This is a genomic window from Alkaliphilus pronyensis, assembly GCF_009017275.1.
Lineage (GTDB): Bacteria > Bacillota > Clostridia > Peptostreptococcales > Natronincolaceae > Alkaliphilus_C > Alkaliphilus_C pronyensis.
The window spans coordinates 1-25,753 of sequence record NZ_WBZC01000008.1 but is presented as its reverse complement, the minus strand read 5'-3'; the positions used below and the strand labels follow the sequence as shown (position 1 = coordinate 25,753).

Annotated in this window: 23 protein-coding genes and 1 other annotated feature; of the genes, 17 read left to right on the top strand and 6 right to left on the bottom strand. The window is 33.5% G+C overall.

Annotated elements, in window-relative coordinates; translation table 11 throughout:
- Positions 1–166 precede the first annotated feature (166 nt).
- From F8154_RS02190 to F8154_RS02165, 6 genes are all read left to right on the top strand, one after another.
- Positions 167–745: a nucleoside recognition domain-containing protein gene (locus F8154_RS02190; RefSeq protein ID WP_151859957.1), complete on the top strand. Its 579-nt coding sequence runs from the start codon at positions 167–169 to the stop codon at positions 743–745.
- Positions 742–1,272, top strand: a complete 531-nt coding sequence (locus F8154_RS02185) for a spore maturation protein (RefSeq protein WP_151859956.1) — start codon at positions 742–744, stop codon at positions 1,270–1,272. Before F8154_RS02190 ends, F8154_RS02185 begins: the two co-directional genes overlap by 4 nt.
- 141 nt (positions 1,273–1,413) lie before the next feature.
- Entirely contained in the window at positions 1,414–1,833 is a 420-nt protein-coding gene (locus tag F8154_RS02180) for a hypothetical protein (protein WP_151859955.1), read from the top strand.
- A 542-nt stretch (positions 1,834–2,375) separates the two neighbouring features.
- Positions 2,376–2,618 (top strand) — a binding site (T-box leader).
- A 67-nt stretch (positions 2,619–2,685) separates the two neighbouring features.
- The gene (metG, locus tag F8154_RS02175) at positions 2,686–4,647 is read left to right on the top strand and encodes a methionine--tRNA ligase (protein ID WP_151859954.1); all 1,962 of its coding nucleotides are present in this window, start codon (positions 2,686–2,688) and stop codon (positions 4,645–4,647) included.
- An 11-nt stretch (positions 4,648–4,658) separates the two neighbouring features.
- Positions 4,659–5,426: a TatD family hydrolase gene (locus F8154_RS02170; protein WP_151859953.1), complete on the top strand. Its 768-nt coding sequence runs from the start codon at positions 4,659–4,661 to the stop codon at positions 5,424–5,426.
- Positions 5,427–5,729: 303 nt separating this feature from the next.
- The gene (locus F8154_RS02165) at positions 5,730–6,854 is read left to right on the top strand and encodes an HD-GYP domain-containing protein (protein ID WP_151859952.1); all 1,125 of its coding nucleotides are present in this window, start codon (positions 5,730–5,732) and stop codon (positions 6,852–6,854) included.
- Between the two features lie 38 nt (positions 6,855–6,892).
- Here F8154_RS02165 and F8154_RS02160 read toward each other — a convergent pair whose 3' ends face one another.
- Positions 6,893–8,188 (bottom strand): stalk domain-containing protein, encoded by a 1,296-nt coding sequence (locus tag F8154_RS02160; protein WP_192930122.1) that lies wholly within the window; start codon positions 8,186–8,188, stop codon positions 6,893–6,895.
- 418 nt (positions 8,189–8,606) lie between these two features.
- Between F8154_RS02160 and F8154_RS15475 the strand changes: the two genes are divergently transcribed.
- The 4 genes from F8154_RS15475 (at position 8,607) to F8154_RS02140 (ending at position 12,689) form a co-directional block, all read left to right on the top strand.
- Positions 8,607–9,644, top strand: coding sequence for a ubiquitin-like domain-containing protein (locus tag F8154_RS15475; RefSeq protein WP_151859950.1), 1,038 nt, complete (start codon positions 8,607–8,609; stop codon positions 9,642–9,644).
- A 127-nt stretch (positions 9,645–9,771) separates the two neighbouring features.
- The gene (rnmV, locus tag F8154_RS02150) at positions 9,772–10,308 is read left to right on the top strand and encodes a ribonuclease M5 (protein ID WP_151859949.1); all 537 of its coding nucleotides are present in this window, start codon (positions 9,772–9,774) and stop codon (positions 10,306–10,308) included.
- A gap of 9 nt (positions 10,309–10,317) precedes the next feature.
- Positions 10,318–11,181, top strand: a complete 864-nt coding sequence (gene rsmA / locus F8154_RS02145) for a 16S rRNA (adenine(1518)-N(6)/adenine(1519)-N(6))-dimethyltransferase RsmA (RefSeq protein ID WP_151859948.1) — start codon at positions 10,318–10,320, stop codon at positions 11,179–11,181.
- 269 nt (positions 11,182–11,450) lie between these two features.
- Positions 11,451–12,689, top strand: coding sequence for a hypothetical protein (locus F8154_RS02140; protein WP_151859947.1), 1,239 nt, complete (start codon positions 11,451–11,453; stop codon positions 12,687–12,689).
- Between the two features lie 52 nt (positions 12,690–12,741).
- Here F8154_RS02140 and F8154_RS02135 read toward each other — a convergent pair whose 3' ends face one another.
- The 3 genes from F8154_RS02135 to F8154_RS02125 form a co-directional block, all read right to left on the bottom strand.
- Positions 12,742–13,182: a rhodanese-like domain-containing protein gene (locus tag F8154_RS02135; protein WP_151859946.1), complete on the bottom strand. Its 441-nt coding sequence runs from the start codon at positions 13,180–13,182 to the stop codon at positions 12,742–12,744.
- 72 nt (positions 13,183–13,254) lie between these two features.
- A complete protein-coding gene (locus F8154_RS02130; protein ID WP_151859945.1) occupies positions 13,255–13,704 on the bottom strand; it encodes a hypothetical protein in 450 nt (149 codons plus the stop codon).
- Complete coding sequence (locus F8154_RS02125; protein WP_151859944.1) at positions 13,701–14,030, bottom strand: YtrH family sporulation protein; 330 nt, start codon at positions 14,028–14,030, stop codon at positions 13,701–13,703. The genes F8154_RS02130 and F8154_RS02125 overlap by 4 nt, the downstream gene beginning before the upstream one ends.
- 573 nt (positions 14,031–14,603) lie before the next feature.
- On the opposite strand from F8154_RS02125, the gene F8154_RS02120 reads away from it, so the two are divergent.
- Positions 14,604–14,984, top strand: coding sequence for a hypothetical protein (locus F8154_RS02120; RefSeq protein ID WP_151859943.1), 381 nt, complete (start codon positions 14,604–14,606; stop codon positions 14,982–14,984).
- 132 nt (positions 14,985–15,116) lie between these two features.
- Here F8154_RS02120 and F8154_RS02115 read toward each other — a convergent pair whose 3' ends face one another.
- A complete protein-coding gene (locus tag F8154_RS02115) occupies positions 15,117–15,575 on the bottom strand; it encodes a DUF3189 family protein (RefSeq protein ID WP_151859942.1) in 459 nt (152 codons plus the stop codon).
- Between the two features lie 157 nt (positions 15,576–15,732).
- Between F8154_RS02115 and F8154_RS02110 the strand changes: the two genes are divergently transcribed.
- The 6 genes from F8154_RS02110 to F8154_RS02085 all read left to right on the top strand — a co-directional run bounded on the left by F8154_RS02110 (position 15,733) and on the right by F8154_RS02085 (position 24,388).
- Positions 15,733–16,848, top strand: a complete 1,116-nt coding sequence (locus tag F8154_RS02110; RefSeq protein ID WP_151859941.1) for a M20/M25/M40 family metallo-hydrolase — start codon at positions 15,733–15,735, stop codon at positions 16,846–16,848.
- A 186-nt stretch (positions 16,849–17,034) separates the two neighbouring features.
- Positions 17,035–18,507 (top strand): aminotransferase class I/II-fold pyridoxal phosphate-dependent enzyme, encoded by a 1,473-nt coding sequence (locus tag F8154_RS02105; protein WP_151859940.1) that lies wholly within the window; start codon positions 17,035–17,037, stop codon positions 18,505–18,507.
- Between the two features lie 347 nt (positions 18,508–18,854).
- Entirely contained in the window at positions 18,855–19,805 is a 951-nt protein-coding gene (locus F8154_RS02100) for an AAA family ATPase (RefSeq protein WP_243141135.1), read from the top strand.
- Positions 19,795–21,015 (top strand): DUF58 domain-containing protein, encoded by a 1,221-nt coding sequence (locus tag F8154_RS02095; RefSeq protein ID WP_151859939.1) that lies wholly within the window; start codon positions 19,795–19,797, stop codon positions 21,013–21,015. The genes F8154_RS02100 and F8154_RS02095 overlap by 11 nt, the downstream gene beginning before the upstream one ends.
- On the top strand, positions 20,999–23,266 hold the full coding sequence (locus F8154_RS02090) for a DUF4129 domain-containing transglutaminase family protein (protein WP_192930121.1): 2,268 nt from the start codon (positions 20,999–21,001) through the stop codon (positions 23,264–23,266). The genes F8154_RS02095 and F8154_RS02090 overlap by 17 nt, the downstream gene beginning before the upstream one ends.
- Before the next feature lie 153 nt (positions 23,267–23,419).
- Positions 23,420–24,388 (top strand): LCP family protein, encoded by a 969-nt coding sequence (locus tag F8154_RS02085; protein WP_151859937.1) that lies wholly within the window; start codon positions 23,420–23,422, stop codon positions 24,386–24,388.
- Positions 24,389–24,529: 141 nt separating this feature from the next.
- On the opposite strand, the gene murC is transcribed toward F8154_RS02085, so the two are convergent.
- Complete coding sequence (gene murC, locus F8154_RS02080) at positions 24,530–25,606, bottom strand: UDP-N-acetylmuramate--L-alanine ligase (protein WP_243141134.1); 1,077 nt, start codon at positions 25,604–25,606, stop codon at positions 24,530–24,532.
- Positions 25,607–25,753 lie beyond the last annotated feature (147 nt).

The window sequence follows — 25,753 nt, the reverse complement described above, 5'->3', positions numbered from 1 at the left end:
TTATAGTTAAATTTATTATAGCAAAAATGCCATTTTTATACCATATATTATTAAAAATGCAGCTATTCAATAACACGCATATTAAAATAAAGATTTAGCACATCTATCATATAATAAAAACCCTTACTCATATAAATATAGGTATAACGCAAGAGGTGGGGTTATAGTGAATATTTTATGGGTTTTAATGATACTTTTGGGAATGCTGATGGCAATAGTTACAGGTAATATAAATATTATAAATGATGTTTTAATTAATGATGTACAGGAGGCTGTGGTTTTTGCCATATCACTGACTGGAATAATGGCTGTATGGTTAGGCTTAATGAATATAGCTAAGAGGTCAGGCTTAATGAATAGCCTTTCAGTTATATTTAGACCAATAATAAGGCTATTGTTTCCATCAATACCAGTTAATCACCCAGCAACCAGTGCAATTATGATGAATATGATGGCAAATATGTTCGGTGCAGGCAATTCAGCCACAGCCTTAGGGTTAAAGGCTATGGAGGAGCTACAAGCCATTAACAGCAATAAAAAAGTTGCAAGCAATGCAATGTGTATGTTTCTTGTTATAAACATGTCTTCGATACAATTAATACCATTAACGGTAATTAAGATTAGGGCAGATGCTGCTTCTGCCTTTCCAGAGGAGATTATTGCCACCACCATATTCACTACTACAATATCTACTGTTGTTGGAATATTAGCCTGTAAAGCTTTAGAAGGGAGAAAACCACAATGAAGATATTAAACTTAATTTCAATAACAGCTATTCCAGTATTAATGACAATTATATTATTACATGGATTAATAAAGGGAGTTAAGCTATACGATGTGTTTATCGAGGGGGCCCAAGAGGGCTTTAAGACAGCGGTTAAGATAATGCCATATTTGATAGCAATTTTTTTAGCTGTAAATATTATGAGGAAATCTGGAGGTATGGAGCTTTTAACAAAAATTTTTATACCCCTTACAAAGCCTCTAGGCATTCCATCTGAAGTGTTACCGCTGGCCTTTATAAGACCCTTTTCAGGCAGTGGCTCACTGGCATTATTAAAGGATATAATAACCACCTATGGTGCCGATACATTTATTGGTAGGGTTGCATCAACAATGATGGGGTCAGCAGAAACTATATTTTATACAATGGCAATTTACTTTGGTGCAGTCGGAATACAAAAATCTAGACATACCGTTTTTGCTGCATTAATCTCCCATGTGGCAGCTGTTTTGGCTTCAGTAATGATTTGCAGGCTTATGTTTAGGTGATAATCGATTATAATGTTAGGATATGAAAGCAACATCTTAAAATCAACCCACTGGATCACACTAATTTATGGTATAATAGTAAAAATAAAGTTGTTATTAAATTATCTATATTTACAACTGCTTTTACTAGGAGGTAAAATCATGGACTTTAAAAGAATTAACATATGTTTAATGGTATTAATATTTATTAGTATTATTATATTTAGACCAACTATAACTTATACTTATATACAATCTTCACCAGCTGCTCATATAGTTAATCCTGATTGGCAAAACTATATTTCTAAATATGATTCAGAAGCTCAGCTAGATTTTTTGAGACTTAATAAAGAGGAATTAATAGACATTCTTGGCTCGCCTTATATAACGATTCAAAAAAATAGTAAAATGATTATAAAGGATAGAAAAGAAGAAATACTGATATACATGCCCTTTATTAGGGGGGAAAACAAAGGAACCACGGCAATTTATTTATATATAAATAATAATAGCATTGTAGATTATAGAGTTGATGACTGTCTTGGAATCGATACAAGCATTCTTCCAAATTATTTTAGGTGATATGCCTTTTTAGTATTTAACTGATCCACCTTTACAGTCATTTAGTGAATATAAAGCACTATTCAGTATAATCCACTAAAATATTGTAAAATTTATTGACAAACAGATTATTATTTAATATATTGAAGTATAATAAAAGTAATGAGTAATGAGTAATGAGTAATGAAAAACAAGAAAACAAAGTTGAAAATTTAAAATGGAAAACAAGAAACATAATTAAAAATTAAAAATTAAAAATTAAAAGTGAAAAGTTAAGAGTTAAGAATTAAGAGTTAAGAGATAAAAACTAAAAACCATAAAACAAAATGGAAAATGGAAAATGGAAAACAAGAAACATAATTAAAAGTGAAAAGTGAAAAATGAAAAGTTAAGAGTTAAGAGTTAAGAGTTAAAAGTGAAAAGATAAGAATTAAAAGATAAAAGATAAAAGATAAAAGAATAAATTGAAAAGTGAAAAACCATAAAATAAATGAGTAATAAGTAATAAAAAAACAATGAATAATGAAAGAGCAACTGATAATTAACAGTTAGTAACATAAATATATATGGTAATGATGGGAAGAGTAGGTTTATTTTTCAGGTATAGAGAGCCGGGTAAGGTGAAAGCCGGTACTGAAGCTTAAGCTGAAGATGGCCCCTGAACCTTATGGCTGAGGAATTAAGTTCTTAGGCTATAACGAATTGCCTACGTTATAAGGCAAGGCGAATAATTTTGCCTATAGAGTTTATTGTTGAAAAATAATAATGAACTAGGGTGGTAACGCGAGACAAACCTCGTCCCTATATTTAGGGATGGGGTTTATTTATTTTTTGGTTATTAAATATAAGCATAAATAAAGGAGGAAGAAGCTAATGAGTAAAAAGACATTTTACATTACCACACCAATCTATTATCCCAACGCAAGATTAACCATTGGGCATACCTACACTACTGTTGCAGCTGATGTTATATCTAGGTTTAAAAGATTTTGTGGTTACGATGTACAATTCTTAACAGGAACAGACGAGCATGGAGAAAAAATTCAGGAAGCAGCAGCTAAAAAGGGTATCACACCAAAGGAGCATGTGGATGGAATTGTAGAAGAAATAAAAAGCACCTGGGGTAAAATGGACATATCCTATGATATATTCATTAGAACAACTGATGAATACCATGGGGAGGCGGTACAGAAGATTTTTACAGAACTATATAATAAGAGAGATATATATAAAAGTGAGTATGAAGGCTGGTATTGTACCCCCTGCGAATCTTTTTGGACAGAAACTCAATTAAAGGAAGGAAATCTTTGCCCCGACTGTAATAGAGAAGCACACTTAGCAAAGGAAGAGGCATATTTTTTCAAGCTTTCAAAATATCAGGACAGACTAATTGAGTATTATGATAAGCATCCAGAAATTTGCTTCCCTGAAACAAGAAGAAATGAAATGATAAACAACTTTTTGAAACCAGGACTAGAGGATTTATGCGTATCTAGAACGAGCTTTGACTGGGGAATTAAAGTTCCATTTGACAAAAAACATATTATTTATGTTTGGTTCGATGCAGTATGTAACTATATAACAGCCCTGGGCTATGGGTCAGATAATGATGAAAAATATAATAAGTATTGGCCTGCTGACGTTCATCTTGTAGGTAAGGAGATTGTTCGATTCCATACAATTATTTGGCCTGCACTTTTGATGGCATTAGAAATACCACTACCAAAGATGGTTTATGGTCATGGTTGGATACTTTCTGGTGCTGATAAAATGTCAAAATCAAAGGGAAATGTTGTATATCCAGAGCCATTAATTGAGAGGTATGGAATTGATGCATTAAAATATTTCTTATTGAGGGAATTTACCTTTGGACAAGATGGAAACTACACCAACAGCTCCTTCATAAACAGAATAAACTCTGATTTAGCTAATGACTTAGGCAACCTAGTAAGTAGAAGTGTTGCAATGGTTGAAAAGTATAATGATGGTATTATTCCCCCCAGCAAGGCAAAGGGAGATTTTGATGATAGCCTAATAAAGGTTGTTACAGACGCTGGTAAGAAAGTAGAGGCTGCTTTAAATCGTCTACAGTTCCATGAGGCATTGGAAGAAATATGGAAGGTTATAAGAAGAGCAAACAAATATATTGACGAAACAACACCTTGGATACTAGCCAAAGATAAGGATAAGAAACATCAGCTTGATACAGTATTATATAATTTAATGGATACAATACGGATTATATCATTGTTGATAAAACCCTTTATGGAGACAATAACTAAAAAAATATGGTCACAAATAGGTATATATGATGGGAAAGCCACCCTTTGGGAGGACGTTTTTAAATTCGGACTAATTCCAGATGGTTTAAAGGTTCATAAAGGTGAGGTGCTTTTCCCGAGACTAGATACTGAAAAAGAAGCTGCAGAGCTAGAAGAGGTTAACAGTAGATATATAGAAAAAATAAATGGTGCTACAAAAGAGGAAGAGACAGTTGAAGTTAATAAAAAGGAAGAGATTACAATTGATGAGTTCGACAAGGTGGAGTTGAGGGTTGCAGAGGTTATAGAGGCAGAAAAGCATCCCAAAGCTAATCGTTTACTAGTATTGAAGCTACAAATGGGAAAAGAAGTAAGACAGGTTGTCTCAGGTATTGCCCAAAACTATTCACCAGAGGAGCTAATCAATAAAAAGGTTATTTTAGTTGCCAATCTAAAACCTGTTAAACTTAGAGGCATCCAATCACAGGGTATGATTTTGGCAGCATCTAATGAAGAAAGCCTTGTTTTAGCAACAGTAGACAAGGATATACCACATGGTACGTTAATTAGTTAGGGGGTTTTTCAATGTTATTTGATAGTCACGCCCATTTAGATGATGCAAGATACAATAAAGACTTAGATGAAATTATCGAATCTGCAAAAAACAATGGGTTAAGACATATATTAAACCCAGGTGCTGATCTTACTTCTTCAGTAAAAGCTGTAAATATAGCTGAAAAATATGACATGGTCTATGCAGCTGTAGGAGTCCACCCCCATGATGTAAAGGATATGGATGAAAGCACCCTAGTAGTATTAAGGTCTTTAACAAATAAGCAAAAGGTAGTTGCCATAGGAGAAATTGGTTTAGATTATTATTATAATCATTCACCAAGAGAAGTACAAAAGGAGTGGTTTATAAAGCAGGTAGAGCTAGCTAAAGAAGTTGAATTACCCGTTATTATACATGACCGTGATGCCCATAAGGATGTTTTTGATATTGTAAAGAAATATAATTTGGGTAAAACAGGGTGTGTAATGCACTGTTATTCTGGAAGCTTAGAATTGGCTAAAGAATATGTTAAGCAGGGAGTATATATTTCTTTAGCAGGACCACTAACCTTTAAGAATGCAAAGAAAACCCATGAGGTGGCAAAGGAGATTCCACTAGAATGGCTATTGGTAGAAACAGATTCACCATACCTTACTCCAGTACCCTATAGAGGAAAAAGGAATGAGCCAGCTTATGTTAAGTATGTGGTGGAGGCAATTGCAGAGGCAAAGAGCTTAAACTACAATGAAGTAGCTGAAAAGACATCAAATAATGCTATTAACTTCTTTAGAATTAAGTAAATTAAACATATCTAAATACTAATACATTTCAGCGGCGTTACTAACACTCCCGCTTCTTAAGCGGGAGATAAGTGCCGTAAAGCTAGAAAGTAGCGGAATTAAGTATTCTTTATTAAGTGCTTGTAAAATAATATTCTTTCTTATTACAAAAAAGAGGATATTTCGACATTTTGTTGAATAATCCAATAATAGGAGCTAAAGTCCTATTTTTTATTTTTTTACTTTCTTATATTTTGAAATCCTTAAGTTATTCCGATAATTATATTAATATACCAAAATTTTTATGGTGTGGGGGGTAGTGGAATGTCATATTCAGTAAATAGAAATTATAAAGATATTTTAGTAAATCAAATTGAAGAAGGCATGACTCTTGAATCAGAAGTTGTAAATAGGTATGGAAATGTTTTACTTCCAGCGGGGACTGTATTAAAGGAAATTGACAAAATACAAAATCTATTAGAGCTTCATCAAATAAAAAGAGTTAGAATAAAGCTTGATAAAGAACCTTTAGACATACCAGATAATTTCTCAAAAGATAATGATGATTTAATAATGATTGAAATGGAGAAAAAAGAGGTTGAAAGCTTTAGAAGCAATTTTAAAGATGTACAAAAAAACCTGCAAAATGACTTCCAGGCAATAATAAAAGGTGAAGAGATAAAAGCTGATGATGTCAAAAAGAATATTCAAAAGACCTTAGCGGTTTTTCAAGGTAAAATCAATATCTTTCAGCTTTTAGAAAAAATTAAAGACTATGATGACATAACCTATGCCCACAGTCAAAACGTAACTCTTATTAGCTATGCTTTAGGTAAATGGCTTGCCCTACCAAATGAAAAATTACAAAACTTAACTTTAAGCGCTTTATTAATTGATATTGGTAAGATACAGGTGCCAGTAGAATTGCTAAATAAAAAAGACAAATTAACTAATGATGAAAGACTAGAGTGTGAAAAGCATGTGGTTTATAGTCATGAGCTAATAAAGAAATATGACTTTGTTAGTGAAGAAGTAAAACAGGCAGTACTTTTTCACCATGAGAAGATGGACGGCAGCGGATATCCGATGGGGTTGAATGGAGACAAAATTCCACTATTAGCACGAATTATTGCTGTTGCAGACATATACAATGCCCTTACCTCCGAACGTCCCTACAGACCAAAGCTAACACCCTTTAATGCAATAAAAATTATGGAATTAGAGTATTTAGATAAATTAGATACAGAGATATTATATATCTTTCTGCAACGTATAGGAAATTGCTTTATAGGTCAGACTGTAAAGCTTACTGATGGCAGAGAAGGAAGAATAGCCTTTGTACCAAAGCAGAATATACATAGACCCATTATAAAGATCAATAATTCAGAAACAGTAATAGACCTCAATGCCAAAGAAAATGAAGGCATTGATATTGTAAGCTTTGCATAAATTAATCAAGTAAGGTAGAGGTCCCCCTCTACCTTAAGTTATTTTTTGGCATAATAATTCTGAGTAAAATATACATTATATGGCCCGCCAAAATGTACTCCCACTCCTAATTTTTCAAACTCACCTAAAATCATTTTTCTATGGCCCTCCGAATTAAGTAGGTTTTCATGGGCATAGATAGCATTTTGATGGCCAGCCGCGATGTTTTCCCCAGCCCTCCTATAATTAATGCCTTCAGCCTTTAATCTATCAGAAACAGATTTATTATATAAATTTTCATGGCCAAAAAAACTATTTACTGCCATATCTAAACTATGCTTATATGCAGCATCAGAGGCACTGGCACACCACTCTAAAGGAGCTAAGCCCATCTTAGCTCTGCTGGCATTAACTAGATCAAAGCTCTGTTTTTCAAAGGCTAATTTTAAGCTTGATGACATATAGTTAAATTCCTTAACAGTTTCTTCACTTTCCTTTGCAATAAGTTGAATTGCAGAGACCCTGTCATTATTATGCAAATCAAAAAAAATGGTTACATAGCCATTGTTTAATTGATATAAATAATACTCTTCTTTTCCAGCTTCAAAGGGAGGTAATAAATGAATTGTATTACCCTTTATAATTCCTACCAAAGAATCCTTTAGTATATTCCTAATATTTTTTTTACTAGCATTAACATCTATATTATAATGATTTTTCCAACCGAGATTATTACTATATAGAGCTACTACTCTTCTGTCCTTTATACCGATTTGAAGATAATCCATATACCTATTATGATAAATGTACCAATCAAAATCATATTCACTTGAATCCACTCTAATTGGCTTTCCTAGTTTATCCTCGACAGAAGCTAAGGTTGTGCCTATAGAAATATCCTTAAAGGAAAATGGAATAGAAGGGTCAACAATATAAACTGATTGATTTTTACCATCCCATTTAACATCCATTCCTAAGGCTTCAGAAACAAAACGAACAGGGATAAAGGTTCTACTATTTATAATTTGTGGAGGCACATCTAATTTATATGCTGTGGTGTTTTTATATGCCGTAGTACTACCTATTGATAGTTTAATTACTATTCCATCCTTATATGCAGTAACTGTCTTTGTGTTCTCATCCCACCCAACCTGAGCACCAAAGGCCTCTAGTATGCCTCGGAAGGGAACCATTACGCGATTGTTTATTTTATAAGCACCAGTATCGAAGGAGAGGGGCTTATCATCAACATAAATTTTTATCTCTTTATAATTGTCAGCAAAAGAATAATTAGCTATTGATACATATAATATAATTAAGATTATAGAGAATAATACTTTTTTTGGCTTCAGCATTATCATACCTCCTGTAGTATTGATATTTGTTTATGCAAATAATATATATACAATTATAACAGATATTACTATATTAAGAAGGCTAATACATAATAAATTATATAGTTACATATTTCCTAGGAAATTAACAGTAAATAACATTTTATCACAGCAGTGTTACAAATAATTCTGGTTCTTAAGTAGGTGATAAGTGCCTTCAAGCTTCCAAATAAGTCGAAATAAGCCTTGTTTATAGAAAAGCTTATTATTACCAAGACTTCTATTTTAATGTATAAAAAAATAAAAAAGTTTCAATAATTTAAATATAGCCAATAGTGCAAAACATACAACTTTTGGCAAGTGTATTGACAAAAGAAATATTTAATGTAGAATAGTATGAACAAAGTTTTTGCTTTGGAAAAAGACAGGAGGAAATACAATGGAAAGTTTTTTAAGCAGCCAGAGATTTTTTAATAAAAAAATCTTAATTGCCGCTATGATACTTTTATTAGTATTTACAGGAGTTATTGTTGCTCAATTAAATAAAACTGTGATTATTAATCATGATGGACAGCAAACAGAGGTGAAGACCTTTGCCAGTTCAGTAGAAGACATACTAAAGAAGGAAGGAATTCAGCTTAACGAAAAGGATAAAGTAATTCCACAGCTACATGAAAAGGTGAAGGATGGCTCGACAATTACCATACATCGTGGGTTTGAAATTATTCTTATTGATGCTGGACAAGAGAAGACTATAACCACTGCTGAAGCCACAATTGAAGACCTATTGAAGTCATTAAACATTGAATTAAGCAAACTAGACGAGGTTGAGCCTGGTATTAATAACACCCTACATCCAGGAGAGGTTGTTAAAATAACAAGAGTAGAAGAAAGCCTTTTAGTTGAAGAACAGGAAATCCCCTTTCAAACAATTATTAGATATAACGATTCGTTAGAGCATGGAGAGCTGGTAACTACACAGGAGGGACAAAAGGGCTTAAAAGAAGTGAAAGTTAAAATTGCCTATGAAGACGGAATAGAAATATCTCGTGAGATTATTGAGGAAAAAATACATAAACCAGCTATTAATGAAATCGTAGAAAAGGGAACCATGAACTATATTGTAACCTCCAGAGGTGAAGTTAGGAGATACAAAAAGGTTTTGACAATGGAGGCTACTGCCTATGATGCAGGATATGAGAGTACAGGTAAACGTCCAGGTGACCCCTATTATGGAATAACTAGAAGCGGCACGAAGGTTCGACCAGGAGTTGTTGCAGTTGATCCGTCGGTTATACCTTTAGGTACAAAGCTTTATATAGAATCAACAGATTCAACCCCTAGCTATGGTATAGCAGTAGCAGAAGATACAGGTGGAGCAATAAAAGGCAATAGAATTGATCTTTATTATGAAAAAAGAAGTGAAGCCTTGAAATTTGGAAGACGAGATGTTAAAGTTTATATATTAGAGCAATAAGTCCAGCTAAGAGCTGGTCTTATTTTTTAGGTATATTATGCTAAATATTTATACTCATAATAAAGATATTACAGAGGTTGGTCGATACCCTACAAGCTATGGAGCTATGGGGAGCAAGGAGGATAACATGATAAAAGAAGTAATAGTTGTGGAGGGAAAAGATGATGTTTCCGCCATAAAAAAGGCTGTTGCTGCAGAAACTATTATAACTGGTGGATTTGCTTTACCTCCTTCTGTTATTAAAAGGATTCAAACGGCAATGAATAATAGAGGCGTTATTATCTTTACTGATCCAGACTATGCAGGTGAAAAAATACGCAAAATAATATCTAATAAAATACCTGGATGCAAGCATGCTTTTTTGTCTAAGGATGAGGCAACTAAGGGTGACAATATTGGAATAGAAAACGCTTCACCTCAAAGCATTATAAGAGCCTTAAGTAAAGTTAGATATGAAGTAACAGAAGAACGAAATGAATTTACAAATGCTGATCTTGTAAAAAATAAGCTTATTGGGGCAAAAGGGTCAGCGGAGAGAAGAAATATTTTAGGACAAGCCCTAGGCATAGGCTATGGAAATAGTAAGCAGTTATTAAATAGACTAAATAACTATGGAGTTACAAGGGAAGAGTTTGAAGCTGCAATAGAATTACTAAAGGAGTAGGGATGGTATATGGATAAAATAGCTACACCAAACAAGACTAAGGAAATAGTTACTAAGCATGGTTTTTACTTCTCAAAAAGCTTAGGACAAAACTTCCTTATAGATAAAAATATTATAGATAAAATAATTAAGGGTGCAAGAATAACAAAGGATTCCTATGTACTAGAGATTGGACCGGGAATTGGAAGCCTTACACAGGAGTTAGCTGAAGCAGCTAAGAAGGTTGTTGCAGTTGAAGTTGATAAAAAGCTAATACCTATATTATCTGAAACCTTAAAGGATTATAAGAATACAGAGATAGTCAATAGTGATATTTTAAAGTTAGATTTAAAAAGTTTAATAGTAGACAGGTTAGACATTAATAAAACAATAGTTGTAGGAAACTTACCCTATTATATTACAACTCCAATAATAATGAAGTTTTTAGAAGAAAAAATCCCAGTGAAATCAATAATAATTATGATACAGAAGGAAGTTGCTGAAAGGATGAAGGCCAAAGAAGCTACTAAAGAATATGGTGCTTTATCCATTGCGGTACAATATTATTGCAATGTAGAAACTATATTAACAGTACCGCCATCAGTCTTTATACCTCAGCCAAAGGTAGAATCCAGTGTTATTCGGTTAGATGTCCTAGATAAGCCTAGGGTGGAGGTTACTGATGAGGATGTTTTTTTTCAACTAGTAAAGGATGCCTTTGGTAAAAGAAGAAAGACCCTACTTAATGCCCTTAGCTCAGGCACTCTACAGCTTAATAAAGCCTTGATTAAAGAAGCACTTGAAGATTGTAAAATAGATGAAAAAAGAAGAGGTGAAACTTTAAGCATTGAAGAATTTGCCCTTCTTGCAAATAGAATAAGTGAAGAAATATAAAGAAAACTTAGTTCAGATGGAGTTTTAACTCCACCTGAACTCTAGTTCCGCTTACTTTCTAGCTTGGCGGCACTTATCTCCCGCTTAAGAAGCGGGAGTGTTAGTAACGCCGCTGAGATAAAATAGAATTTGATACCTCAGATTCTTTTTTTTTTATAGCTCCTGTCTTTGACTTTTTTTTGAAATATGTAAACTATTTATATTTTCATTCATATAATGATACAGAGTATAAATTTTAAAGAATAAGAAAAAGCAAAGGGGGGTAGAAAATGCAAAGAAGATATAGAAGATTTTTTGTTATACTTGAAAGTGAGGATACAGTATTTGAAAAAAGCAACCAAGGGGGACTAAAGGGATATTCTAAGGTTGAAATAAGTAATGATAAAGGTACTATGACACTATATTGTCAGAATATAAAGCCGGCCTTAGGGAAAGATATGAGATATCGTTGGTATCTGATTAATGCAAAAGGGGACAAAGAGCCAAACATCGTTGACATCGGACCAATGGAGATAGACTCAAATGGAAAAGGAGAAGTACAATGGGAGTTTAATGCAGCAAACGTTAAGGCTTCTGGAGAATCTATAGATGAGTTTAACCTATTGGTTTTACTATCAGAAACAGTAGGTGAAAACAAGGTTTTAGAGGCACCACTTGTGGGGTACATAGACAAGGAAAAAATTAACTGGAAGCCAATGGTTGAAGAAAAATTATTCGGTTCCTTTAAAAAGTCAGACTTCAAATCTAAAATAAGTGAAGCATCTTCATTACAAGCAAAAAATCCAAAAGAAAATTCTGTAATTGGGGGAGAAAAAGAATCTCGAAATGATAAAACAAAACAGTCCAAAAACGATTCTGAAAAAAAATTAGAAAAAGTAGATAGGTCTGAAAATAAAAAGTATCCTTCTCCTAAATCGCAGTTTAGTTATTCTTTTGAGGAGGATAATATAGGAACAGAAAAAACTCCGCAGACCAAAGAAGGTCGTCTAACAGAAGGGGCCAGCAGCAAAAAAAATCAGGAGGACCCATTCGGAGAAAAAAGTCTTTTGAAATCATTACAGGTCTATATAGAAAGCACGTTAAAAATGTTTCCTAAGGTTAATCCCTTTGAAGAAAACCTGCCGGGTTATCAATGGTGGCAAATTTATTATAATTATCAGACAATATATAGGAGCTACATGCCCTTCATTGCTTATATAGAGGGTATAAACCATACTCCATATTTTTATCCATATCAACAGCCTTCAGAATATCACAGACAAATCTATTTATATCAGCATTATATTTTTGGAATAGCTTATGACTCAGACCAAAACGCAAAGTATTATGTTTATGGAATACCAGGAAAGAGAGGAAGAGAAGATCAGCCATATAAAGGATCAACGGGCTTTATATACTGGCACCCATGTAAAACAGATACAACAAAAAACCCCAGTGGATACTGGCTGCTTCATATTGATGTAAAAACGGGCAAGGTAATTACTCCACTAGCAAAAACAGAAGTTTAAAGAAAAAAATAGAGCCGTTACAAAAACACAATTGTAACGGCTTTAAAATTAACTAATTTTTCCTTATTTCGTAGGGCCATTTTTTATAGCCTCCTACAAGGGTAAAGATTCTGGAGTAGCCAGATTCTGCCATTATTTTAGATGCCTTAGCACTGTCTTTTCCCGTATCACAGTAGATAAGGTAGGTTTTCTCGTAATCTAGCTCACCTATAGTTTCCCGTAGCTCTCTATAGGGTAACGCTATAGCATCTTTAATATGACCTTTTTTATAATCCTCTATATCCCTTATATCTAATATTACCACTTCTGGATTATTCTCCAATAAAAGCTGAGCCTCTTCAGGTAACATTTGACTATAGGTATATTTCAGTTGCATATTACTTACTGCTCTATCTTTAGTATATTGCCAAAACAGTATGGAGCCTAAAATAATTAGAAATAAAAGCACTGCAAAAATATAAAGGTTGCGTTTTTTAAAAACATAAATTCGCATAATATCCCCCCTCGTACCATAATAGCCTACTAATATAATATATTGGCAAGTATCAAGGTTTATTACAGGGTACTATGAATTAATTACAGTGGCAGCAATGGAAATTTCAATGGTTTCAGCAATAATTAAATACTTTATAGTCAATTTAACATTTTTATCTTCTATTTCTATGATTCTACTATTTAAAATTTTATATAACATTTGACCGTCGATTTGTGAAAGCTCTTTACCAACTAAATCAGCTATAAAAAACCTAATATTTTCTTCGATCATATCCTTAAATAATAAGTTACCTTCAAAGTCTAGTTTTATTTCAATATCCTTAATGAAAAGGGTATTGCTTTCTTTTATACTTGCATTTAATCCTTTAAGCTTAATATCCTTATCTATAACCTGGTTAGCAAGTTGATTTTGTATCCTGTAAAGCCTATCAAGGGTATGCATATGGAATAAGTTCATTAACATAACACCAAATAGAAAGCCTATTACACCAATAGAAATGAGGCTGTATATCCTCCTCATAATGAGCCACTGCCTTCTAAATAATAAATTAACATATATCCAATGTGGGCACCTAGTAAAGCACTAAGAATATAGACTACCTGTTTAACAAGCCCCCTTACCTCGCCGTTAAATATGCCTATTTCAAGAACCTTGATAGATGGTATTGTTCCTCCCAGAGCCACTATAATTGCCCAAACCTTTATTCTATTGCATAAATCTAACATAGTTTTCAAGGGAGGATGACCGTTTAATGTGGCGGCTACACCGCCAAAAAAGCAACCACCTATCATTACCCCTAAAGAAATAAAAAAGTTATACAATATATTTTGAAAAAATGCTAGCATTTTAATCCCCCTAAACTAAAAGCCGTTACCAATTATTTTTTATTACTCATTCTCTTTTCATTCAACATTGCCTTTGTTCTTGTCTTTCCAACTTTCCTGTTTCATCTTTTAACTCTTAATTCTTAACTCTTAACTCTTAACTTTTAACTTTGTTTTATGGTTTTCCATTTTCCATTTTCAATTTTCAATTTTCAATTTATTCTTTAATCTTTTATCTTTTATATTTTCACTTTTAATTTTCAACTCTTAACTTTTAACTCTTAATTCTTAACTCTTAATTATGATTTGTAATTTTCCATTTTCCACTTTCAATTTTCAACTGGGTTTTGAGTCTTCTTTCGACTTTCCATTCAACATTGCTTTTAAAGTTATTCTTAACTCTTAACTCTTAACTCTTAATTCTTAATTTTTAACTCTTAATTTTTAATTTTTAATTCTAAGGTTTTTCATTACTCATTACTCATTTCTAATTGCTCTTTAATTATATGAAATAAATACAACTTAAATGATAAAAAGGTGGCATTATACTAAGCCATACATAAAATGTAATAAAGAAAAGGAGGTTGTTAAAGAATGAGATATTATCCATATTGGGGAATGCCAGGTACATATATGGATTATTATGATGATTGCTCTAGACTAGCAGACATGTATCCAGATGTGTATAAAAGAGTATATCCAAAGGTACAAGAAATTTGCTACCATATGGATGTACCATCTAATCCGAGGATGTATCCACAGGTAGACCCTCAAATGATTGAAGAGATGGTTGGGCAAATATATGAAATGGAGGCTGGGCAGCCTTATGCCTCTCAATTCCGAGGGGTATTTAGAGACTTAATTACAATATTAGTTTTAAGGGAGTTAATAAACAGGAGAAGAGGCTTTCCACGAAGGGGCTTTGGACCAGGAATTGGATACGGACTTGGGCAACAGTATCCACAGATGTACTAGAGTTTAGTAATTAATATAAGAGGTGTTACTAACACTCCCGCTTCTTAAGCGGGAGCTAAGTGCCGCCAAGCTTCGAAATAAGGGCAACTAGAGTTCAGGTGGAGTTAAAACTCCATCTGAACTAAGTTTTCTTTACTTTTCAGTCTTTGCTTTAGTGGTATCTAATATATTCAGTATTTTACCTCTATGTCTGTTAATAGCAAATTTTATTAGATTAACTCCATAAGAATTCAGTAGAGATATACCCATAAATAAGCTCCCTAAGTAATAGAAAATGTCTGACATAGATCCAGTGTCCACAAGCAATATTTCTTTTTTATCTATACCATGTATATCAAAAACCGATAATAGTGCTGGAATTATTATTGTTTCAGCAGCTATGGTGTTCAAGAGAAAAACTTCATTTTCATGTTGATCCCTACCAAGAAAGACAAGTCTACCAATTGCTTGTCTCTCTATTTTATGTAAAGAACATAAAGCATCTTTAGTTTTAATACTATCTAAAATATTAATATCGAAGCTATTTAAATGAATTTTACTTAAAATAGAACCAATTATTATTCTTCCTGTACCGTGATAAATTACGTACATTAGTGCCTCCCTTTAAGTAAGGTTATTTAACTTATTTTAAGGCATAACCAACAATAATATTCATTGTATCGTTTCTGCAGAATGATTTTATTATTTTATATATTATATTATAATACTATATAAGGAATAAATTAATTACATATAGGAGGAAGAACATATGGTAAACAGAGATCGGATTGTAGATGAGTTTTTAGAGCTGGTTCAAATTGATAGCCACTCCAGTAAAGAAGGAGAGATAGCAAAGGTTCTGATTAAAAAATTAAAAGATCTTGGGTTAGAAGTTACAGTTGATAAAGCGGGAGAAAAGGTTGGAGGAGAAACAGGAAATGTAATAGGTAGATTAAAGGGAAATAAAAATGGACCAACAATTTTATTTAGCTGCCATATGGATACCGTAAAGCCAGGCGAAGGTGTAAGGCCAATTATAAAGGATGAGGTTATATACAGTGATGGAAGTACCATTCTTGGTGGGGATAATAAGGCTGGATTAGCTGCTGTATTAGAAGGAATTAGATTAGTTAAGGAAAACAATATTCAGCATTCAGATATTGAGGTTGCCTTTAGTATCTGGGAAGAGGGAGGCCTGTTTGGGGCTAAAAATCTAGATTATAGTCAATTAAAAGCCCAGTACGGATTTGTCCTTGATAGCGGTGGATCACCAGGGGAGATAGTAGTGGTAGGACCTGCACAGGATAAGGTAAATGCTAAAATAATTGGCAAACCAGCCCATGCAGGAGTTGCTCCAGAAGAGGGAGTAAGTGCCATTATGATTGCAGCCCGTGGAATTGATAAAATGAAGCTGCTTAGGATAGATGAAGAAACTACTGCTAATATTGGTGTAATTACAGGTGGAGAAGCTACAAATATTGTTACAGCAGAGGTGCTTATAAAGGCAGAATCAAGAAGTATAAATGAAGATAAGCTAAATGCACAAACAAAGCATATGGCAGAGGCTCTACAAAAGGCAGCTGAAGATTTTGGAGGCAAAGTAGAACTAGATATTGAAAGAATGTACCCTGCCTTCAACATAGAGGAGAATGATGAAATAGTTATAAAAACCAAAGAGGTATTCAATAGAATGGATATTGAGGCATACACTACATCAACAGGTGGAGGTAGTGATACAAACATCTTTAATGGAAATGGAATTAAAGCAATAAACCTAGGTATTGGAGCCAAAAAGCCCCATACACTAGAGGAGCACATTTACATTAAAGATTTAATGAATAGTGGTAGAATGGTATACGAGCTAGTAAAAATATTCGCAGAATAAACTAAAATCTGACACACAAGCTGTGTCAGATTTTTTATTATGCAAGATAAAAATCCTTGCATTTTAGTTTAAAATGTTCTTTAATAAGTTCAGCGGTTAATTTAAATTTGGTTACTAGATTTTATATTATATTTTAGGGTAAGTAGTTGATAATATTAATATGGTTTAAAAAAGGAGAGGGTGTATATGTCTTATAGCTTAGATCAAAATCAAACACCATTATTTACAGCATTAAAGGAGTATCATAAAAGAAAAGTTATACCCTTTGACGTGCCGGGACATAAACACGGTAAAGGAATAAAAGAGTTTACAGATTTTGTTGGCAAAACTATTATGGAAATAGATGTAAATGCCATGAAGTGCTTGGACAATATTTGTAACCCAATAGGTGTAATTAAAGAAGCTGAAGAATTGGCGGCCTATGCATTTGGTGCAGATCATGGTTATTTCTTAGTCAACGGCACCACTTCAGGTGTACAGGCTATGATTATGAGTGCATGCCAACCGGGAGATAAAATAATCATACCTAGAAATGCTCATAAATCTGCTATAGCAGGGATTATACTAAGTGGTGCAATACCAATTTATATACAGCCAGAGGTTAATGAAGAGCTGGGAATAGCAACTGGTGTTTCAGTGGAGAGTATAGAGTCTACAATAGGAAGACACCCAGATGCAAAGGCGATTTTTATTATTAATCCTACCTACTATGGTGCAACCTCCAACATTAAAGAAATCGTAAGAATAGCCCATAGAAATGCTATGGCAGTATTGGTTGACGAAGCCCATGGCGCCCATATGGGGTTTCATCCTGAGTTTCCAATGAGTGCAATGGAATTAGGTGCTGACATGAGTGGAGTAAGCCTACATAAAACTGGAGGGTCACTAACTCAAAGCTCACTTTTATTATTGAGGGAGGGTATAATAGACCCCTTCACAGTAAAGAAAAACTTAAACCTTATGCAAACCACAAGTGGCTCCTATTTATTAATGGCAAGCCTTGATGTTGCTAGAAAGCAGCTGGTAATAGAGGGAGAAAGACTACTAGAAAAGGTTTTAAGGCTTTCACGAGATGCAAGAAGGCAGATTAATGAGATTGATGGACTGTATGCCTTTGGAAAAGAGCTGGTGGGTACACCAGGAGTACATGGATTTGATGAATCTAAGCTTAGTGTTGATGTTAGAAAGCTAGGTCTAACAGGCTTTGAAGTATATGATATATTAAGGGATGAATATAATATACAGGTGGAGCTGGCGGATTATTATAATATAATGGCCATAGTTAGTCTGGGGGATACAGAGGAATCACTAAAGGCTTTAGTGGAAGCTTTAAGAGATATAGCTACAAAATATAGAAAAGACGAGGAATTAAAGATTATATACAATGTATTAAAAAATCCAGATTTAATTGTGTCACCAAGAGATGCCTACTACAGTAATAAGCGAATAGTAAAGCTAGAGGAATCGGAAGGAGAAATTAGTGGTGAATCTATAATGGCTTATCCACCTGGAATACCGTTGGTGGCTCCTGGAGAGCGTATAACTAGAGAGATTATTGAACATATTCTTATGTTAAAGGCAGAAGAAACCTTGGTTCAAGGAACAGAGGACCCATACACAGACTATGTGAGGGTATTAGGGGTCAGCAATTTAAGATAAAGAAAGAATAGAGTTAAAATCAAGCCCATAATAGGGCTTTTTTTATTGAAATTTTTAACAATTTGTAACATTCAAACAAATTAGAAGGAGTAATTTAATAAAGCTTTAATATATATAATAGAAGTTCAAAGCATATGTGAACAATATAACGTAAAAAAATAATATTATTATAATAAGAGGCTCTGTAAAGTAAAAATGAAAAAACATCTCAATAAAACATAGAACAGCTAGGACTTATTCATTTCTGGGAGGTATAGTGTTGCTTCGCAAAAACATTGTACCAGAAAAGGTCAGGAGTCCTGAATTTTTACTAAGTTTACATTACGATTATAAGGGAGAGGTGCAAAGTGAGGAGAAGGGAAAAGGCATCAAAAATTCTGGAAAACATGAAAAAAGTAATTATAGGGAAGGATGAGGTCTTAGAAAAGGTGTTAATATGTCTTTTAGCAAGGGGACATCTATTAATTGAGGATGTACCTGGAGTTGGAAAAACCACCATGGTTAAAGCCCTAGCTAAGAGTATTAATTTGTCCTATTGTCGTATGCAGTTTACTCCTGATATGATGCCCTCTGATATTACTGGTATAACCCTTTACAACAGGGCACAGGAAAAATTTATATTTAAGAAGGGTCCTATCTTTAATCAAATTATACTTGCCGACGAAATAAATAGAACATCTCCGAAAACTCAAGCCAGCCTATTGCAGGCTATGGAGGAGGCTGAGGTTTCTATTGATGAGGAGACCTATCAGCTTAAAAAACCCTTTATGGTATTAGCCACACAAAACCCAATAGAATATCAAGGAACATTCCCACTACCAGAAGCACAATTAGATAGATTTCTGATGAGGGTATCTTTAGGATATCCAGGTGTTAATGAAGAAAAGGAGATAATTAAGAATTATCAAGAAAGCAAATGGCTAAATAAAATAACAGCCGTTGCATGTGAAGAGGAAATAATAGAAATGCAGAAGGAAGTAGACGAAATATATGTTCATGAAGATATATTGCATTACATAGTGGGAATATCAAATGCCAGTAGAAGTCATAAAGATATTCACCTAGGTGCAAGCCCTAGAGTATCTATTGATTTATATAGAGGTTCTCGTGCATTAGCATATATTAAAAACAGAGACTATGTAATACCAGATGATGTAAAAAAGATAGTACCATATGTATTAACCCATAGACTAATATTATCTGCTGAGGCTCGAATTGAAGGAAGAAGGGCAGAGGATATTATTAAGGATGTATTGAAGAGGGTACATGTTCCGGTGGTGAGTGGAAATGAAGGTTAAAGCTTCATTAATAGTAGTTGGTGCTGCAGTTCTTATTACTGCTTTATTTATTGGAGGGAGAGTACCATATTTTCTTCTTTACTTTTATTTAGGAACACTAATTATTCCAGCCATTCATAGTTATATTGGAAAAGTATTTTTAAATGGTACTGTAAGCTTACCAGAAAGAGAGTTAATGGCTGGGGATCAAATTAGAATAAAATATACCTTCGAAAACACTTTACCATTTTCATATCCAAGACTAGAGTTTGAAAATAACATCGCCTATAGATTATCTGGAATAAAAGTCCCTAAAAAGGTTTTTTACTTAATGACTAAGGAGATATATAGGGATGAAACCCCTGTAGTATGTAAACGTAGAGGAAATTATAGCGTTGGTGAGGTAAGTTTAATTATAAAGGATGTTTTTAATTTATTTTCCTTTAACAAAAAAATTTTAGCACCTATATCCCTAAAAGTATATCCAAGAATAGTTCCATTAAATTATTTTAAAATCCATGCAAGCCAACAAATGGGAGAATTATTAGTAAAAGATCCAACCTTTCAGGATTATTCTGCAGTATCTAATTTACGCCCCTATCAAGAGGGAGATCCAGTTAAGAAAATCCATTGGAAGGCTTCTAGCAAGAAGCAGGAGAGTCTTCTAGTAAAAAGCTTTGAGCTTAGAGGTGATACAGAGGTTATCATCCTATTAAATAGTAATAGGCAAGATTATTCTCGGGATACTGAAAACTGGCTGGAGGATACCGGTGTAGAGGTGGCTCTATCGGTAATAGATTACTGCCTAAAAAGAACTATAAAGGTCTCGTTGCTCTTCCAGAGTAAAAACAAGGCTATACAAGTTACAGGAGACAGCTCTGTATATTTAAAAAGCTTTATGGAGGCTCTAGTCAGCTTCTCTCCAATAGGAGAAAAAGGCTTTTCTACTGAAATTGAAAGACTTTCATCTGGTATAGGTCAGGGCTCTTCCCTATTAATTATTACACCTGTGTTAACAAAGAATACAGGTGCACAAGGAATACAATTGAAGATGAAAAACTATAACCCTGCTTATGTTGTAATAGGGGATGAATTAAAAGACCCTAAAATATGGGAGGAAAATAAAAAAATAGGTAAAATACTAGAAGCAGAGGGTATACCCTTATATATAATAGATGGTAAGCAGGATATAAGGGATGTACTGGGAGGTAAACATGAAAAAGGAGCTTAATGTTAATCAAATTATTATGTACACTTTATTATACCTATTAATGGTATTTACCCTTTCCTATACAATTAGTAACGTTATAGGTCTTTCAACAATGGGTATAGTAAAGCTAATAATTACCATGCTAGTAGGAATAATAGTAAAGCTTTTTATACTTTTTCCCTTTTCCTTCTACCTAGTACTATTAATAGGGTTTATAGGTTTTCTGCCCTTAAACCATTATAAACCAGAACTAGTATTTAAGCTTATGGATTGGTTATTCAGCTTCGTTGACAATGTTTGGAGTCATATTAGGGGCTATGAAGCTATTCTCCCTGATTATGCTATGGCTTTTTGGATTTTAATAATTGCCATAATAAGCTTTTTTACAATTATAATAATGTTTAAAGCAAATAGGATATTGGCTATAACACCAATATACACTGGGGCCTTCTTATACTATTGGTATAACTATGTAGATACAGCATATATAATGATGATATTTTTCTTCCTTTTAAATATCATCCTATATGGTATAGAAAAGTATTCATTTATAAATAACAACTGGAGGCAGGAAAGTGTAACTGTTATGTCAGAAATATTTCAGCCATGGGTAAAGATAACCATAAGCTATGGAATTATTATTATAATTGCTGCTGCTATTTTACCCAAAGCAGGTAGTCTAATACAATGGTATTGGTTAGAGGAAAAAATAGTTGAAAGATATCCAGTTATGGCTGATTTAAGAAATGATATAATATATAGCAGACAAATGGCAAGGGGACAATTATTCAATTTCTCACAAACAGGGTTTCAGTCAGAGGTGGGACAGCTGGGTGGACCTGTAGAATTAAACGACCAGCTTGTAATGAAGGTAAAGGCCTCTAACCCAATGTATCTTAGGGGGAATGTTAAAACAACATACAAAGATAACAACTGGTGGTTTGGAGAAGCTGAAAAGCTGTCTTACATTAGTAGCATACCACGGGAGGTTGTAAAGGGGCAGGAAGCAGAGCTGGAAATAACAAATATTAATTTAGCTTCCTATACGTTATTTTCACCCTATCAGCCCGTGGAGATTTATATAAACACCAAAAGCAAAATATCTATTGACCAAAATTACCAAATTACCCTTGAAGGCGGCAGATATAAAAATGAGAAATACAAGTTAAAGGCAGTAATTCCTACATTTCATTCAAGTATAGGACATAGTAATGTTAAAGCATCAAATATTAATCGGCAATACCTACAGATACCAGAAAACATTTCATCACCCATAACTGAACTAGCTACAGAAATAGCTCATAAAGGAAAAGACAGCTATGAAAAGGCTGTGTTAATAGAGGAATACTTAAGAGAAAACTACACCTATAATTTAGAGGCTCCACACACACCAATTGGAGAAGACTTTATTCAGCACTTTTTATTTAATTCTAAAGAGGGTTATTGTACCTACTTTGCTTCTTCGATGACAATAATGCTAAGATCTATTGGAATTCCAGCAAGATATGTTGAAGGGTACAAAATGCCTGATGAGCTGGATGGAGAGTATTATTTAGTAAGACAGCTAAATGCCCATGCATGGGTGGAGGCATATTTTGATTCAATAGGCTGGGTAACATTTGAACCAACACCTGCTTTTTCAGCACCTCAGCACGAGTTAAGCTATTTACCAGAAAACCAACCCAATAGTGAAGCTTCAACAGATGCAAATGACATGAATGAATTATTGGCTCTAATGGAGCACTCAAACAATGAAGCGGGAAATTATGATTTTGAGATACCTCTTGAAAGCCAGTATGGGGGTAATCAACAGCTACAAAATAAAATATGGAACAGACTTAAAGAGCTTATTCCATTTGCAATACTTATAATCATATTTGGTATTTTACCACTAAGAGTAGCATACATGTATTTTCGTATTAAAAGATATCATAAGAGGCTAATTGACAAAGATGATAAAGGGATTTATATGTATAAAAATACAATAGAGCTTCTAAATATATTAGGATATCCAATTAACAAGGGAGAAACCTCTCATGAACATGCACAGAGGGTAAATGCAAGTGTTTATGTTCCAAATGAGGACTTAAGAGAAATAGCAAATCTGTATATTACAGCAAAATATAGTAACACAGAATTAAATATAAGCAATAAGCAAAGACTTCTTAACTACTTTTTATATACCGAGAGAAAAGTAAGGTTTCATTTAGGCATTTGGAGATATTTATACACAAAATATGTAAAGGGATCATTGTTTACTATGCACTACTAATATTTCAAATTAGTGAAATTTTCCTCAGTCTATAGATTAAATAAAAAGAATTTGTTACAATAGTTAGTATAGAATTATACAAAATATATTTATATATATTGATATTTGCTAATAAACCCTTTTAGTATTAAGCTATAGACAGGAAGTGACAAAATGAAGGTTTTTTTAAAGGTATTTATAATTGCTTTTATATGCTTTTTTCTAATCTTTAACGGATTAGTATGGGGCTTTAATTATTATATGAAGGACAATCATGTAGGCAGTGGTACGGTTGTACCTGTAATAGAGGAAGGTCAAGAGAACCTAGAGCCAGATGAAATAGATGAATTAATGAAGATTGTAAATGAAAGCTCAAGAATAAACTTCGTATTACTAGGGCTTGAAGGGTTAAGAAGTGATACCATAATGTTTGTATCCTTTGATCCCGATATAAAAAAGATAGACCTAATCTCTATACCAAGAGATACATATTATCCTAGGGCAGGATACAATGGAATAGGAAAAAAGAAATTTAATTCTGTTTATGGAGACCACGGAGCAATAGGAGTAAAAACTGCCTTAAGTGATATACTACTAGACATTCCAGTAGATTACTATGTCACAGTCACCTACAGTGGAGCCGAATCAATTATAAACTCTATAGGAGGAGTACCAGTATACATATCACATTTAATGGATTATGAAGACCCTTACGATGATCCACCACTAAAAATTTATTTTGAACCAGGGCATCATGTTTTAAATGGAGAGGATGGAGTTAAGTTTCTTAGATATAGGCAAGCCACACCAGGTAGCGAAGGGGTTTCATATGCTGATGGCGACTTAGGTAGAATTAAAGCTCAACAGGAATTTATGAAAAGTGCAATTAAAAAAACCTTAAGCTTCCGTTTACCATCAGTTGTAACTACTGCTTTTAAATTTGTTCGTACAGATATTAATCTACAGGATGCAGTTGTATACGCAACAAAGGCAATTGGCTTAGAAATGGAAAATGTAAGCATAAATGTATTGCCAGGAGAACCTAAGTACCATGGAAGAACCTCCTACTTTGTACACGATATAGAAGAAACAAGGAATTTGTTATTAAAAATCTATGGTTATGAAGAGGACACTGATAATTAATAATATATGAAAAGGGTCGAACTGGGGGAGTTCGACCCTTTTCTATAAATTAATGGATAGGGGAGTGGGGGGTATGTTTATTTATACATTACCCTAACTTTCCTATCCTTAAACATATCAAATAAATAATTTTATTAATTACTAATTTTTTTTATCTAGCAGCTGTCTGCCTATTTCATATACATCTCCAGCCCCCATGGTAATTACAATATCCTGGGGCTTTATATTGTTATATAAAAAGTCGGCAATATCACAAAAGTCTTTAATATATCTTACATCAGGATGCTGCATAAGCTCAACCATTTTACTGCTATGGACTTTTCCCTCATCAAGCTCCCTTGCGGCATATATATCGGTAATTATGACATGGTCAGCTTTATCAAAGGACTCAGCAAATTCATTTAACAACGCCTGTGTTCTTGTATAGGTATGGGGTTGGAATATGCACCATATATCTCTGTGGGGATAATTTTTAGCAGCTTCTAAAGTAGCACGTATTTCTGCTGGATGGTGGGCATAATCATCAATCACCTTTGCCCCCTTTACCTCACCTAACATTTCAAAGCGCCTATGGGCACCCTTATATATAGGTATATACTTAGCAACATCTTGAGGTAAGACACCTAATATATAGGAGGTTGCGATAGAAGCTAAAGAGTTATATATGTTATGATATCCAGGTATTCTTAGCTGAAAGTGGCCGTAGGTCTTACCATTATGTAATACTTTAAAGCTTGAAAAGCCTTCTTCATTAAACTCTATATCAGTTGCAGTAAAATCACTTTCTTCACATAAACCATAGGTTAATATATTACATTTTATTTTAGGCAATAACTCCTTAACATTCATATCATCAATATTAGCAATTAAGAAGCCATTGGCTGGTATCTTATCAGCAAACCTTCTAAAAGCATCCTTAATATGATCAATATTTTTAAAGTAATCTAAATGATCCTCATCTATATTTAATATTATTCCAATAAAGGGATTAAACTTAAGGAAGCTTTCAACATATTCACAGGCTTCAGTGATAAAATGTGGACTATTTCCTATTTTAATATTACCTCCTATTTCATCAAGCTCTCCCCCTATTAAAATTGTAGGGTCCAAGCCTGAATATTCAAGGATTATAGATATCAGTGAAGTAGTTGTAGTTTTTCCGTGGCTACCAGCAACAGCTACAGATTTTTTATACTTATTCATTATATTTCCAAGCATTTCAGCCCTATCTATTTGTGGAATATTAAGCTCTCTTCCCCTAACTCTATTTCTCTTGAAACTCTGGTAAGCTCTTGATATACTATTCTACCTGCTCCAATGTTAAGGTGTCCTACTTCAGAATTTCCCATTTGACCCTCGGGAAGT

Excerpts from the sequence above, each read along its gene's own strand:
- F8154_RS02185 (WP_151859956.1), top strand. The coding sequence starts at position 742 with ATGAAGATATTAAACTTAATTTCAATAACAGCTATTCCAGTATTAATG.
- F8154_RS02180 (WP_151859955.1), top strand. The coding sequence starts at position 1,414 with ATGGACTTTAAAAGAATTAACATATGTTTAATGGTATTAATATTTATT.
- metG (WP_151859954.1), top strand. The coding sequence starts at position 2,686 with ATGAGTAAAAAGACATTTTACATTACCACACCAATCTATTATCCCAAC.
- F8154_RS02170 (WP_151859953.1), top strand. The coding sequence starts at position 4,659 with ATGTTATTTGATAGTCACGCCCATTTAGATGATGCAAGATACAATAAA.
- F8154_RS02165 (WP_151859952.1), top strand. The coding sequence starts at position 5,730 with ATGTCATATTCAGTAAATAGAAATTATAAAGATATTTTAGTAAATCAA.
- F8154_RS02160 (WP_192930122.1), bottom strand. The coding sequence starts at position 8,188 with ATGCTGAAGCCAAAAAAAGTATTATTCTCTATAATCTTAATTATATTA.
- F8154_RS15475 (WP_151859950.1), top strand. The coding sequence starts at position 8,607 with ATGGAAAGTTTTTTAAGCAGCCAGAGATTTTTTAATAAAAAAATCTTA.
- rnmV (WP_151859949.1), top strand. The coding sequence starts at position 9,772 with ATGATAAAAGAAGTAATAGTTGTGGAGGGAAAAGATGATGTTTCCGCC.
- rsmA (WP_151859948.1), top strand. The coding sequence starts at position 10,318 with ATGGATAAAATAGCTACACCAAACAAGACTAAGGAAATAGTTACTAAG.
- F8154_RS02140 (WP_151859947.1), top strand. The coding sequence starts at position 11,451 with ATGCAAAGAAGATATAGAAGATTTTTTGTTATACTTGAAAGTGAGGAT.
- F8154_RS02135 (WP_151859946.1), bottom strand. The coding sequence starts at position 13,182 with ATGCGAATTTATGTTTTTAAAAAACGCAACCTTTATATTTTTGCAGTG.
- F8154_RS02130 (WP_151859945.1), bottom strand. The coding sequence starts at position 13,704 with ATGAGGAGGATATACAGCCTCATTTCTATTGGTGTAATAGGCTTTCTA.
- F8154_RS02125 (WP_151859944.1), bottom strand. The coding sequence starts at position 14,030 with ATGCTAGCATTTTTTCAAAATATATTGTATAACTTTTTTATTTCTTTA.
- F8154_RS02120 (WP_151859943.1), top strand. The coding sequence starts at position 14,604 with ATGAGATATTATCCATATTGGGGAATGCCAGGTACATATATGGATTAT.
- F8154_RS02115 (WP_151859942.1), bottom strand. The coding sequence starts at position 15,575 with ATGTACGTAATTTATCACGGTACAGGAAGAATAATAATTGGTTCTATT.
- F8154_RS02110 (WP_151859941.1), top strand. The coding sequence starts at position 15,733 with ATGGTAAACAGAGATCGGATTGTAGATGAGTTTTTAGAGCTGGTTCAA.
- F8154_RS02105 (WP_151859940.1), top strand. The coding sequence starts at position 17,035 with ATGTCTTATAGCTTAGATCAAAATCAAACACCATTATTTACAGCATTA.
- F8154_RS02095 (WP_151859939.1), top strand. The coding sequence starts at position 19,795 with ATGAAGGTTAAAGCTTCATTAATAGTAGTTGGTGCTGCAGTTCTTATT.
- F8154_RS02090 (WP_192930121.1), top strand. The coding sequence starts at position 20,999 with ATGAAAAAGGAGCTTAATGTTAATCAAATTATTATGTACACTTTATTA.
- F8154_RS02085 (WP_151859937.1), top strand. The coding sequence starts at position 23,420 with ATGAAGGTTTTTTTAAAGGTATTTATAATTGCTTTTATATGCTTTTTT.
- murC (WP_243141134.1), bottom strand. The coding sequence starts at position 25,606 with ATGCTTGGAAATATAATGAATAAGTATAAAAAATCTGTAGCTGTTGCT.